General features: G+C 55.9%; 15 protein-coding genes. 1 reads left to right on the forward strand and 14 read right to left on the reverse strand.

Annotation, left to right across the window (positions count from 1 at the left end):
- Positions 1-124 precede the first annotated feature (124 nt).
- From H3H39_RS26730 to H3H39_RS26760, 7 genes are all read right to left on the reverse strand, one after another.
- On the reverse strand, positions 125-427 hold the full coding sequence (locus H3H39_RS26730; protein ID WP_182157550.1) for a hypothetical protein: 303 nt from the start codon (positions 425-427) through the stop codon (positions 125-127).
- A gap of 56 nt (positions 428-483) precedes the next feature.
- Positions 484-861 carry a hypothetical protein gene (locus H3H39_RS26735; RefSeq protein WP_182157552.1) on the reverse strand — a complete coding sequence of 126 codons (378 nt, stop codon included), beginning with the start codon at positions 859-861 and terminating at the stop codon, positions 484-486.
- 8 nt (positions 862-869) lie between these two features.
- Entirely contained in the window at positions 870-1,286 is a 417-nt protein-coding gene (locus tag H3H39_RS26740; protein WP_182157553.1) for a DUF2513 domain-containing protein, read from the reverse strand.
- 15 nt (positions 1,287-1,301) lie between these two features.
- Positions 1,302-1,781: a hypothetical protein gene (locus tag H3H39_RS26745; protein WP_182157555.1), complete on the reverse strand. Its 480-nt coding sequence runs from the start codon at positions 1,779-1,781 to the stop codon at positions 1,302-1,304.
- A 36-nt stretch (positions 1,782-1,817) separates the two neighbouring features.
- Entirely contained in the window at positions 1,818-2,105 is a 288-nt protein-coding gene (locus tag H3H39_RS26750) for a hypothetical protein (protein ID WP_182157557.1), read from the reverse strand.
- A gap of 458 nt (positions 2,106-2,563) precedes the next feature.
- On the reverse strand, positions 2,564-2,770 hold the full coding sequence (locus H3H39_RS26755) for a transcriptional regulator (RefSeq protein ID WP_182157559.1): 207 nt from the start codon (positions 2,768-2,770) through the stop codon (positions 2,564-2,566).
- Complete coding sequence (locus tag H3H39_RS26760; protein ID WP_182157561.1) at positions 2,770-3,435, reverse strand: site-specific integrase; 666 nt, start codon at positions 3,433-3,435, stop codon at positions 2,770-2,772. Before H3H39_RS26760 ends, H3H39_RS26755 begins: the two co-directional genes overlap by 1 nt.
- A 159-nt stretch (positions 3,436-3,594) precedes the next feature.
- Here H3H39_RS26760 and H3H39_RS26765 point away from each other — a divergent pair, with 159 nt between their 5' ends.
- Positions 3,595-4,074 carry a hypothetical protein gene (locus H3H39_RS26765; RefSeq protein ID WP_182157563.1) on the forward strand — a complete coding sequence of 160 codons (480 nt, stop codon included), beginning with the start codon at positions 3,595-3,597 and terminating at the stop codon, positions 4,072-4,074.
- Positions 4,075-4,173: 99 nt separating this feature from the next.
- Here H3H39_RS26765 and H3H39_RS26770 read toward each other — a convergent pair whose 3' ends face one another.
- The 7 genes from H3H39_RS26770 to H3H39_RS26800 form a co-directional block, all read right to left on the reverse strand.
- The gene (locus H3H39_RS26770; protein WP_182157565.1) at positions 4,174-4,401 is read right to left on the reverse strand and encodes a hypothetical protein; all 228 of its coding nucleotides are present in this window, start codon (positions 4,399-4,401) and stop codon (positions 4,174-4,176) included.
- 249 nt (positions 4,402-4,650) lie between these two features.
- Complete coding sequence (gene mobA / locus H3H39_RS26775) at positions 4,651-4,950, reverse strand: plasmid mobilization protein MobA (protein WP_182157567.1); 300 nt, start codon at positions 4,948-4,950, stop codon at positions 4,651-4,653.
- Between the two features lie 1,247 nt (positions 4,951-6,197).
- Complete coding sequence (locus tag H3H39_RS26780; protein ID WP_182157568.1) at positions 6,198-7,433, reverse strand: malic enzyme-like NAD(P)-binding protein; 1,236 nt, start codon at positions 7,431-7,433, stop codon at positions 6,198-6,200.
- Positions 7,434-7,567: 134 nt separating this feature from the next.
- Positions 7,568-8,023, reverse strand: coding sequence for a cache domain-containing protein (locus tag H3H39_RS26785; protein ID WP_182157570.1), 456 nt, complete (start codon positions 8,021-8,023; stop codon positions 7,568-7,570).
- Positions 8,020-8,781: an ABC transporter substrate-binding protein gene (locus H3H39_RS26790; RefSeq protein ID WP_182157572.1), complete on the reverse strand. Its 762-nt coding sequence runs from the start codon at positions 8,779-8,781 to the stop codon at positions 8,020-8,022. The genes H3H39_RS26785 and H3H39_RS26790 overlap by 4 nt, the downstream gene beginning before the upstream one ends.
- Before the next feature lie 8 nt (positions 8,782-8,789).
- Positions 8,790-9,869, reverse strand: a complete 1,080-nt coding sequence (locus H3H39_RS26795) for an ABC transporter ATP-binding protein (protein WP_182157599.1) — start codon at positions 9,867-9,869, stop codon at positions 8,790-8,792.
- A gap of 32 nt (positions 9,870-9,901) precedes the next feature.
- Complete coding sequence (locus H3H39_RS26800) at positions 9,902-11,662, reverse strand: ABC transporter permease (protein WP_182157574.1); 1,761 nt, start codon at positions 11,660-11,662, stop codon at positions 9,902-9,904.
- Between the last annotated feature and the right edge of the window lies 1 nt (position 11,663).

Below are 11,663 nucleotides of genomic sequence, written 5' to 3' on the forward strand. Positions count from 1 at the left end.
CCCATGTGCCAGCACCAGTTTGACCGCCTCGGCCCGGAATTCCGGCGTGTATGTTGTTGATCTCATGATTTCACTCCCTTCGACAAGTTTATCAAATGGAAGTGTCCGAAAATGTCAGGCTACCTCAACCATCCGCAGGATTGTTAACGTTCAAAATGAAGCTCACGTGCTTGAGCGTCGTGGGATTATCAAAATCACCCATTGAGTAGAACGACAGATTATTGATCAGCCCATTGGCTCCGGGCGCCGATCCGACGTCCACGTATTTGCTGCCACACACCCCGTTCGTATAGCTTGAGGAGGGCAACCCGACCTCCGCACCAAGGCCACAATAGTCTTTCGGATGATGGTTAGAAGACATGCCCGCTGCTTGCGCACCCGCGCCGCAAAGCAACAGCACCATGCATGCCAGAATCCTCGTGGTCATGAATTTTCCTTGTGCCGGCGCCGGCCGGTTGCGGGCGCCACCAGGGCGCAATTTTCTTAGTCATCCGCAGATTCGATCGACTCCTCGATTCCAATCTGTACATCCTTCAAGAATTCTGCTCCCTTTGGTGTCAACCCTGAATTTGGAACCGCAAGTTCGACGAGGCACGTAAGCATCTGGCGAAACCAAGCGATATCCGATCCCATTGGCGGGATTGCATGTGAATCCACGAGATAGTGAACCGCCCTGGTGAGAATATTAGGGTCACGATTCTGGCCAACAATGAAATCGACGTGGCTCAGCACCTCGTCCTGAAATCTAGCAGCCAACGTCTCAACGATATCGCTCGATACCCCGTTGTTGGTCCAAAGAACTTGCTTCGCCAACTCAAGGCAAGCGTCGTTCAACGCACCTTTGTACAGTTGTTGGACCATATTTTCCTTTATGACAGCGCGTGCTTCAAAGCGGCACCTGCTAGAACCTTGATTGCGTCGAAGGTCAACTCAACGCCTTTCTTCTTCGCCATCGCTTTTATGGATTCCCACACTGTTGCGGACCTCATGGTATCGAGTAAGTCATGCCCTGCCATAGTCAGACGTGGCGCATGTCGACCATATGAGAAATGATTGTCTGCACCGCGAACAACTGACAAACCTTCCACATACCCACTTTTGATCAGCAATTCCAAATGACCAGCAAGACGATTCTCGGCTTGCTGCTGTTCCGCCGTCGCTTGCTCAAATTCCTCCCACGCGATATCGCCGGTCCAACTTATAGGGTCTGGAATATCTGCCAAGACGTCACGCCCCTCTTCGATATCCGTCAGCTGCTTTCTCAGCAAGTCCCAATCTCGTTTCATTCGTTTTCCTCGGGGTTAAGCGTCGCTTGGCAAGCTGCTCGCGAGGATTGCCAATTTGCTGAGAAATGAAAAATCTATCACTCGCTCACTCTTCTCGTATACATAGCGCCAATCAACAAAGGCTGCGCTTACGGATTGCAGCTTCTCATTGAATTCATCGACGGGAAGATTCGATCCTTTGATAAACCAGCTCTGGTCGTCGGAGGACAGCATCGCAAAGATAGTCGCCAAGTGGTGTGCCGCAGCCCCCTTTAGCGCTCTGTACTTCTTCCGGTTTCCATCGGCAATGATTCTCGCCTTGATTCCTAACTCAACTGAAAGTGCCGCGCAAACAACAGCAGGCACCCGAGCGCTCTGGAAGAACTGTTCATCAACGATCTGGATTTGAAAGGCTCTCTCCGAAGCAACTTGAAAAGCGCCGGATGTTGCGAAAGCATGCTCTGCTTCGTCAGCATCCAAGTCTGCGGTTTCAGGTCGAATTGAAATGATCTTCACTGCTATCCTTATAAACCGTTTATACGGTATTTTCCTTCAGCTCTTGAACCAGCCTAGACACCTGCTCTTCTGGCCGAAAATATCATCACTTCGAGACTGGATGCGGGTATATCCAAGGTGTTCGCAGATCGCCGCAATCTGCCGCCCAATGTCGGAATGTAGTTTGTGAAACAGTCGATCTCCCTCAACAGCTACCAGTGCTTCCGCGTAAATCCGCTGATTTTTTTGCGCGAACTCTTTAATCACATCGTGCGAGTCGAATTCGTTAGACATGGATTCGATCGCCTGCTCAATTAGATGCTCTGGAATTGGTATGTTCTTCATAGATATTCCGGCTCAAAAAGTTGAATTCGCACCAACTTCGAACTTCTACCCAAACCAGTTCTATCTGCTAAAACAGCGTACAGATTCATTCAACTGGCATCCTGAATTTTCGTCGAATTGATTACGGTTATTGCAACAAAATGTTTCCACATTGCAAAAACATTCTAGATTAATTACAACGGATGCAATCTCACCAATTATCACAATGCGGCGGCGAATGCCTGGCGAAGCCGAGCATGAGAAATTCCCAAATATGAAACAACATGGTCCAGCACCACAGCCCGAGCATCAATTGCAATGTTGCAAGATCATATCCCTGATTCAACAGCGTTGATGCCATCGTACGGCGACCGCTGTGTGAACTGCCGCCCCTAATCCCCGATTTCCTCTTGGCGTTAAGGCGTCAATGAGCATACATACCCACAGATATGTATCCCCTCAATGGGAGTAGTTAAAGACTATTTCGACTCTCGCTCCAGAATCTCTCCGATGAACCTCCACGCCATGTCGGACATGCCGCGCGATGATTCACTTGGCGGTAAAAGCCAGTTGTCCAAAGTCTTGCGAGACACAGCGATACGGGCCGCAAACTGGTCCTGCGTCAGACCAAGCCGGTTCATGGCATCGCGTAAAAAATCCTGCTGGCTAGGCTTCTTCTTCGTCATCAAAATACTCCCGCCGCGATCTTCCCAAGTCGCACTGGGTCGACATCTATGAGTGCCTTAGTTGCGCGCAGGGTCTTCATGCCAAGCAGCACCTTGATGTGTTTGAGATCGACCGGCCGGTCGCCTGTCGCCAATCGGACCGCGAACGTGCGCCGCCCAGACATCGCGCTTGCGCCCTCTATGCCGGCTTGCAGGTGTAGCTTACGAAAAAACTGGCTCAGGCTGTCGCAGGAGTAGCTGATTGCGCCAGTGCTGGTGCGTCTCTCGGTCAGTTTGTATGGTTCGCCGACATCTGTCAGGAACAGCGGAGCTTCAGGATCGAGCCCCCGGTACGCGGCCTGTTTCGTAGTGACGCGGTGGCGGTGCTCGACGCGGTACACGAGGTACTTGTCGATGGCATCAACCACTTTCTTGTTTGCCCAATATAGAGGCCGCTCATTGCCGTTATACGCAATGTCCGGCGTCACTGCGGATTCGTCGCGCACAGAACCATCCGGGTTAAGGTATGCCTTCAAAGGGAATCGGGCAAGCTCGGTCAGCATCATGCCAGTGCCGTAGACGCAGGTAAGAAGAGCGACATTACGCACGGGGAACTCGCCGCTGACGGCGGCCACTTTCAGCATGTGCTTCAATCTGTGGTCTTCAATATACGGTGCTTTTGCCATGTGAATGCCACGCCATTTTTGGCTTTATTCAGAGTTACTTTGCGCCAGCATACTCTGGAACCGCCGCACCGAGCAAGGTAGTGCCACGCCTCCTCGAAAAAGCCCGTCCGTCCGGTCACCGCCCGCTATATTGTGTTTTTATACAGTAATTTATATGCCATGTACGTCCGTGCCTGCAAGCTCCACGAGGATACCGGCCGCGCGTTGCCGCGACACCGGCTGGCCATGCTGCGCCCCGTGGACCTGGGCTGGCTGGTCTACCGGGAGTGCTACGACCAGGAGCACAAACGCATCATGATGATGGCCAGACTCCTGGGCGAACCGGGCCAGCCCGATGTCTATCCCGAGCTGCGCGACGCCGTGATGATGGTGGCCGAGAACAGCGTGATGACCATCCGTGGCCTGGAGCGCACGCGCGCGTTCTGCGCCACGACGGCGCGCATTTCCGCCGCCGCCGTCGCCAGCGAAAAGCAATTGTGCTGGCAGACGATCCCCGGCTCCTGGCCGATGCGCTGCGCGCAAGCTGTCAGTCGCGGGGCGTCGGCGCCTGCAACGTCTCCTGCATCTCGTTCATACCCTCGCGCAAAGGCTTCAGCACGGAACGCAATACCGGCTCGACGGGCTCGGGCTCGCGCTTGAAAAGCGTGATCAGCTTGGCCAAACGCGTCGAGATGCCCCCCCCTGCTGCGTTGAGATGGCGTCGAGCAGTGGCAAGACCTCGTTGATGTTGATCGCCATCTAAACCTCCCCCAGCCGCGTCCGCAGCGTCGTCACCAATACGTCGATGTTCGAATTCATCGGCAGCAGCAGGCCGCGTAACACCTGCAGCACGGACTCGGACGGCAGCTGCATCAATAACAGCAGTTCGTCCAGCTGGGCGCAAATGGTCTTCTGCTGATCGGAGATGCGCGTGAGCGCTGTCAAGAATGCGGATGTGTCGCTGTCGTTCGCTTGTATCGAGCTCATCTGTCATTTCCTCCTTCTGTTCGTCACGTTGCGTCACGTACGCGACCAGCTTGCCGAAGTCGGAATGCCAGTCGCGCCGCAGCGGTACCACCTTGGCTAGCATGGCGGGCTCCGGTGCCGGGTACGCGCGTCTTCGCCAACGGCGCTCCCTTCGGCTGGCCGCGCCGCGCTGGCGGCGCCATGCCATGCCAGGCACGGCGTGGCCGGGTCGATGGGCCATGCATACAGCCACATTGCCTGGCGGCCATGTCATGCTCCCAGGCGCCGCATGGCACCGACGATTTCGACCAGCACGACGCTATATTGGGCCGTGAGCGTCCCATCGCCACTGGCGTGCAGCGCGCGTTGCTGCTCCCCAAGGCGGCGCAATTCCTCCAGGATGTGGGCATCGGCCTGGCTGCGGGTGCGCCGGCCCAGCGCGCAGGACACCATGTAGGCCGGCACCGTCATGTTCACGTCGCGCGCGCGCTCGGCCAGCGCGGCGTGATCCTCGGGTGACACCCGCACCATCACCATCGACGTCTTGATCCGTTTCTCTTGCGTGCCCATGACCTTGCCTGTTTCAGCGATCGATTTCGGTCGGGGTCTCGGGGCTACGCCCTGAGCTGGGTGGTAGGCACATGGAGGGAGTGCAACGACTGGCATGTGCCGGTTGCTGTGCCGCCGCTTCGCGGCGGTATAGCAAACCCTACCCTGTCCCCTCCTCACCACCCGATCCACCGCCCCTGAACACACTGTAGATGCGCTAACGACCGTATACAACCGGCGACGCGACCGCCACTGATCCATATCAAACGGTTCAACACCAGCGCGACACTGATGCGATTTCGTTTCGACTAAGACGCGACGCTGTTTCGACTACGGTGCGACGCTGATACGACTACGATGCGACACCCACGCGACGCGCCAGCACCGGATTGCGATACGTCGGCGACACGATCGCGCCCCGTCCGCGACATCAGCGCACGGCATTGCGACAGCCACGAGACGCCAGCGCGACGATTTGAGCCACGTCCACGCCCCCCGTGGCATCAAGGCGCGACGTCCTTGGCGACAGCATGTCACCGACTGACCCGACTTTGCGATGGATCGGTGACATACTCACGACTGCCTAGCAACCATCATCGCAATCGGCATGCGACACCGTCACGACAATTGTGCGATTCAGGTTTAACGACCATGACGACACATCGGCGACGATAGCGGCAACACGCGCGACACTGATACGCATCAAGCCGCGCAACGCTACTGCCGACAAAATTGACACTGGTGCGCGACACGCCCCGGCGACCGCGTCTTGCCCGCCTTGGGGGAGGAAAACTCATTGTGGTCATGCACAACATCAAACCGATCGACCAGATCCGCGATGCGCTCGCCAATCTCCCGGAAAATCCCAGGGAAGCGAAGGTGGTGTCTATGTTTGGTGCCGTGAAATTGCTCGCCGATTCATGAGATTTACGACGACCTCGGCCTTGCCTATGATCGCGAGCGCATCTTCATCGAATGGCCTACCGATCGCCGTCCGCACCGCGCGCCAGCGCCTGGTCGCCTGGTCGCCTGGTCGCCAGGGAATCAGCGTGGCCTCCGCACAGCTCCTGCGGCAAACCGTAATACCACTCGTCTTTCGAGTCCTCCTCAACTTGAGCCCCTCACTAGCGATGAACAGCCGGCTCCAAACAGTCCCCCGAGACTGATTACCCGAGGCTCTCCAAAAGGGGGCACGCTGACTTCTAGCTCGCGATCACCTTCGCCGAACTTGCGGCACACCTTTTCATCCACATAAATTCCGCGGAAAATTAATCGCGTAAGGTTTCTGCCAGCGCTTGAAGCCGTGCCCGATATTGTTGCTCATTGAGCGAACGTTGTGCCACGCCACTCCGCAGCGCAGCCGCCGCAATCCGGGAAGGCAAGTTCAATAGCAGCCTGTCATCCAGCAAATCCGGAACCAGGTATTGCGTGCCGAATCGCGGATCATGGCGAGCCGTCTCTGCCAAAGCGTCAACGCAGGCGCGCTTCATTTCAGCATTGATCACGCTAGCACCACAGTCCAGTGCTGCCCTGAACAGGTAAGGAAAACACAACGCGTTGTTAATCTGATTGGCATAGTCTGATCGTCCCGTGGCCACCAAAGCATCAGGTACCACCTCAAGGATCAGCTCAGGGCGCAGCTCCGGCTCGGGATTGGCCAACGCGAAGACAATCGGGCACGCAGCCATATTCACGACATCTTGCTGGGACAACAGTCCAGGGCCCGATACACCAAGGAACACATCAGCGTCTCTTACAATCTGGGCCAGTGTTGTGCATTCCGAGTCCTGCGCCCACGCTGCCTTTTCCGACGAGAGCTGCCGTTGGGTGGTCAGCACGCCATGGCTATCGCAGACAAACACATTGGACTTGCTTACCCCTAGTTCGAGTAGCATTTCCAAGCAGGCCATTGCGGCCGCACCAGCACCCGAGCAAACCACCTTGATCTGCCCGATGTGGCGCCCCGTTAAATGCAGCGCGTTCAACAGTCCTGCACCGACAACAATCGCAGTGCCATGCTGGTCATCGTGAAACACGGGAATGGATAAGCGATCCCGTAGCTGGCGTTCGATCCAAAAACACTCAGGAGCCTTGATGTCCTCGAGATTGATCCCACCAAAGGTAGGATGTAGGGAGGCGACTATATCCACAAGCTTAGCTGGGTCCAGTTCATCAATTTCGAGATCGAAGGCATCAATGCCGGCGAACTTCTTGAATAGGACCGCCTTGCCCTCCATGACAGGCTTACCGGCGAGCGCCCCGATATTTCCAAGTCCCAGTACGGCAGTGCCGTTGGTAATCACAGCAACGAGGTTACCCTTGGCAGTGTACTCATAAGCCAAGGCTGGGTTTTCCTGAATGGCGAGGCAGGGAGCGGCGACGCCCGGCGAATACGCTAGCGCCAGGTCAGCCGAACTTCCAACAGACTTGGTTACTTGTATCGCGATCTTTCCGGGACGTTCTATCGAGTGATACTTGAGGGCTTGATCTGCAAGCGAATCCAAAATGAAGTTCCTTATTCAGTGTAAAAGCAATCGTAGCGGCATGATCTTTATGATCAGCGCACAAAAAAAAAGCCCAGCCAGCGCCGCCGCGCGAATGGGCAAAGGTCCATCGGAATGGAGCTTCCGGGAATGAACTACTGTTTATAGACGCCGCAGCTGACGATCAGATCTTCATACCGCTCGGAGTACATGGATTTCTTTTCGATTTGCTGTGTGGCCTGGTTTACGAATTTATAGTCTTGCCAGCCTTTTCCCGAGGCCTTTATCATCGCTATGCGCTCGCGCATAGGATATTTCCCATCAATATCCTTCAGGTCCATCAAGTTCTTACCAAGAATGCGGTGGTTGCCGCCATGGGCCAGATTCTTTGCGTTCATGTCGTTAATAACTACGTACAGGTCGCGATCAACAAAAGGGCCCTTCGGGTCGTTGACTTCGATAAAGGTCTTCTCCCTGCCGTTCTGCTTGAGGTGAGCTATGGTTTTCTGTACCATCGCGACCGCTTCGGCCTCATTGCCACGTTCCGCGCCCTGTGCCAGGGCGCCCAGCAAGACCGACGCGGATATGATCCCTTTAATCAGATTTTTCATGATGCTCCTTTGACGATGCTGCGAACAGGCGCTATTGCAGCGCCACCTATACGATGCCGCTTCAGTGATGCCGCGACAAAACCACTTGCCTTCATCATTTCCACAAATTCAACTAAGTATTCGATTGCCCGCAGGCGGCCCTTGGGAACCGCCATTGCCTGACAAATCGACATGAAGCTTCCATCCAGCAGACGCCCTCCTGGAAGACGACGCATATCAGCCTCAAGCTGTTGCTTTACTCCCGCTGCAACTTCATACCCCTCAGCTAGCATGGTTTCAGTAACCTGAGGAGATGTTGCCGTCCGTACGATCTGGGCATGGCGCATCATGCGACTCAAGAAGAGATCGTACGCACTCCCTTGTCCAACTACTACGCGATTCCCGGCCTGATCCACGTCGCGAATGTCACGAATCACCGAACGCTCCGGAACCAAATACGCTCCTTCAATCAGCACATACGGAGCGCTATATTCCATGCTGGATCCACGCTCGTGATCAATAGCCAGGAAGGCCACATCCCACTCATCGGCACAGGCGGCGGCGGTCACCTTTCCTGCAGCTTCGTACCCGACCAGGCGTAGTGCTAGGCCCAAACGCCTGGCCAATTCCCGCGCCAGATCCACAGAAACACCATAAGGTTCACCGGTACGAAAATCCTTACTAGCCAAGATAGGGTTACCGAAATTAATAGCCGCGCGCAGAACTCCACGTGGCGCCAGCGCTTCAATAGCCAACGGATTGACAAAAAATTGGTCCATCACATGTCCTAGTTCTCGAACACCCAGATTGCATGTTGAGGCAGGTGCAGCCAGTACTCTCCCGCATTCAACTTATGTGGCGAATAAGCGCGAATTCCCGCTTCACCAAGCTCCCCACGATGGAACAGGCACTCCCAGCGATCGCCCAGATACATGCAGGTGGACAGCGGCATGCGGACGGCGTTGACACCAGGTTCAGTTGAAATGCGCACATGCTCAACCCGAATAACCGCCGTGACATCGCTACCGGTTCCTGCGCCACATGCGGTACCAATTACTTCACAGCCATCCATCCGCAGCGTGACAGTGGAGTCGTTACGGCGGACAAATGTACTCTTCAGGCGGTTATTGCTACCCATGAATTCGGCGGTGAACAGCGTCTGTGGCTTTTCATACATACTTTGCGGATCTCCTTGCTGCTCAATCCTGCCATTATTTAGCAGCAGAATTCGGTCGGAGATGGCCATGGCTTCGCCTTGATCGTGTGTCACCATCAAGGCCGATAATTCGAGCCGCACAATCAGTTCACGCAAGAAGGCCCGTGCCTCCTCGCGAAGCTTCGCATCCAGATTGGACAACGGCTCATCAAGAAGAATCACTGGCGGGTTATATACCAGAGCGCGTGCGATCGCCACACGCTGTTGCTGGCCACCCGATAGCTGGTGCGGAAAGCGCTCAGCCAAATGGCCCAGGCCCAACTGCGCCAGCACTGCCTTCACGCGTTGCGCAATCTCAGTACTGCCGACCTTGCGCAGTTTCAGGCCATAGCCCACGTTATCAGCCACGGTCTTGTGGGGCCACAACGCATAGGACTGGAACACCAGTCCCAAGTTGCGCATCTCAGCCGGCAGCTCAAACTGTCGCGAACCATCGAACGCCACGCGTTCACCGATGCTGATCGTCCCCTGCTTTGGACTTTCCAACCCCGCCACGGCACGCAGCAATGTGGTTTTCCCACTTCCGGAAGGGCCAAGCAGCGCTACCACTTCACCTTTCGTCAAGTGCATGGATACACCCTTCAGGATGGGGTTGACGCTCGCGCCGCTGCCATATTCCAGATGCAGTTCGTTGACAGTTAATTCATTCATTGCCAGGTCTCGTTTCATGGTCAGGTTCTCTATTAGTTGTGCAGCTTGATGCCAAAGCGCAGCGCGATGCCCAAGCCAACGGATACCAGTGCAATGTTGATGAAGGACAGCGCTGCTACCAAATCCACCGCGCCGCCGGCCCACAGCGATACCAGCATCGCGCCGATCACTTCAGTCCCGGGCGAGAGCAGGTACACGGCCGTCGAATATTCACGCTCAAAGATCAGGAATACCATGAGCCACGCCCCCAGCAGGCCATAGCGCACCAGCGGGAAAGTGACATCGCGTGTGACCTGGCCTCGACTGGCTCCTACTGCACGTGCGGCCTCCTCCAGCTCCGGCCCTACCTGCAGCAATGCGCTGGAAATGAGACGCAAGCCGTACGCCAGCCACACTACGGAATACGCCAGCCACACTGAAAACAGGGTTGAGCGCAGGCTGCGCAACGGAGTCACTACATGGTCAATTAGATACTGGCCAGCTTCACCGTAAGGATGCAGGCCGCTTTCCAGGAGCGTTGGCATGAACAGGAACACCCAGAAGAAAGCCAACCCCGCCAACAGCCCAGGGACTGCGCGCGGGACTAACACGGTGTAGTCGAGGAAGCGCGTGATGCCATCTGCCTTGCGGTGTGCCGCCAGCGCGATCGCGAAATAGCAAGCTACCGCGAGTCCGCCACCAATAATGCCGATCAAGACCGTGTTGACGATCCCGCGCATCAGGCTAGGCTGGTTCCATATGTCGATAAAGTGCTGGACGGTCATTGCATCGCTCAGCTTGACGCCTTCGCCCCAATAGGAGACGAATGATCGCAGTGCTATGCCGGAGATGGGCATGAAAATGGTAAACATCAGCCAAACTGCGATGACGCCAAATGCCACCCATTTCCAACGCCCCAGGGGCAATGCCTTCTGACGTGAGCCTTTGCCCTTGATGGCAACATACTTTCCGGCGGTACGAAGTAGCACGCGCTGCAACAGCACCAGCGGGAAGGTTACCGCGATCAGGCAGACCGCCACCGCAGCCATGATGTGATAGGAAGGGGTACCCAGCTTGTTGGTCAGCTTGTACAGATAGGTAGCCATCACCAGATGCCCTTCCGGGTCTCCGAGGACAAGTACCAGCCCGAATACTTCAAAGCCCAGGAAAATGACCAATACGCTCGCATAGGCCAGCGCAGGCATGATCATCGGCAGCGAAACATCAAGCGCCACGCGCAGTGGCGAGGCACCGCCAACGCGCGCTGCTTCCTCAACATCCGAGCCCAGGCTCTTCAGCGCGGACGACGCGTACAGGTAGACGTGCGGTACGTGCGTGAGGCCCGCAATGACGACAATGCTGGAGAAAGCGTAGATATTCCACGGTTCGGCGATGCCGGTCAGCTCCTTCACCCATAAGGTATAGAAGCCAACCGGTCCCATCGACACCACATAACCAAACCCGATAACCAGCGGCGAGACGAAGATCGGTACCAGCAGCAGAGGCCCCATCCACGTGCGGCCAGGAAGGTCGGTACGCACCATCAGGAAGGCAAGTAGGGATCCCAATGGAACCGAGATTGCCGCCAGCCCGGCGGCCAGTTCACAACTATTCAGGAAAGCCGAGCGAAAATCCGGATCGTCGAAAATAAATTGGTAAGCACCAAGGCCAATAACTTTATCCGCAGAGAAGAACGGCGCCGATAAAAAGCTCTGATAGAAAACGAGGCTCAACGGCAAGAAGATAGCGATCGCGGTCAGCATTACGACCACGCCGCGCGGCCAATTCAGCCGCGCTAGAGTCAGGGTAGACATG

Source organism: Rugamonas apoptosis (assembly GCF_014042355.1).
Classification (GTDB): Bacteria; Pseudomonadota; Gammaproteobacteria; order Burkholderiales; family Burkholderiaceae_D; genus Rugamonas; species Rugamonas apoptosis.

Coding starts and splice junctions, on each gene's coding strand:
- H3H39_RS26730 (WP_182157550.1), bottom strand. CDS start 427: ATGACCACGAGGATTCTGGCATGCATGGTGCTGTTGCTTTGCGGCGCG.
- H3H39_RS26735 (WP_182157552.1), bottom strand. CDS start 861: ATGGTCCAACAACTGTACAAAGGTGCGTTGAACGACGCTTGCCTTGAG.
- H3H39_RS26740 (WP_182157553.1), bottom strand. CDS start 1,286: ATGAAACGAGATTGGGACTTGCTGAGAAAGCAGCTGACGGATATCGAA.
- H3H39_RS26750 (WP_182157557.1), bottom strand. CDS start 2,105: ATGAAGAACATACCAATTCCAGAGCATCTAATTGAGCAGGCGATCGAA.
- H3H39_RS26755 (WP_182157559.1), bottom strand. CDS start 2,770: ATGACGAAGAAGAAGCCTAGCCAGCAGGATTTTTTACGCGATGCCATG.
- H3H39_RS26760 (WP_182157561.1), bottom strand. CDS start 3,435: ATGGCAAAAGCACCGTATATTGAAGACCACAGATTGAAGCACATGCTG.
- H3H39_RS26765 (WP_182157563.1), top strand. CDS start 3,595: ATGTACGTCCGTGCCTGCAAGCTCCACGAGGATACCGGCCGCGCGTTG.
- H3H39_RS26770 (WP_182157565.1), bottom strand. CDS start 4,401: ATGAGCTCGATACAAGCGAACGACAGCGACACATCCGCATTCTTGACA.
- mobA (WP_182157567.1), bottom strand. CDS start 4,950: ATGGGCACGCAAGAGAAACGGATCAAGACGTCGATGGTGATGGTGCGG.
- H3H39_RS26785 (WP_182157570.1), bottom strand. CDS start 8,023: ATGAAAAATCTGATTAAAGGGATCATATCCGCGTCGGTCTTGCTGGGC.
- H3H39_RS26790 (WP_182157572.1), bottom strand. CDS start 8,781: ATGGACCAATTTTTTGTCAATCCGTTGGCTATTGAAGCGCTGGCGCCA.
- H3H39_RS26795 (WP_182157599.1), bottom strand. CDS start 9,869: ATGAATGAATTAACTGTCAACGAACTGCATCTGGAATATGGCAGCGGC.
- H3H39_RS26800 (WP_182157574.1), bottom strand. CDS start 11,662: ATGTCTACCCTGACTCTAGCGCGGCTGAATTGGCCGCGCGGCGTGGTC.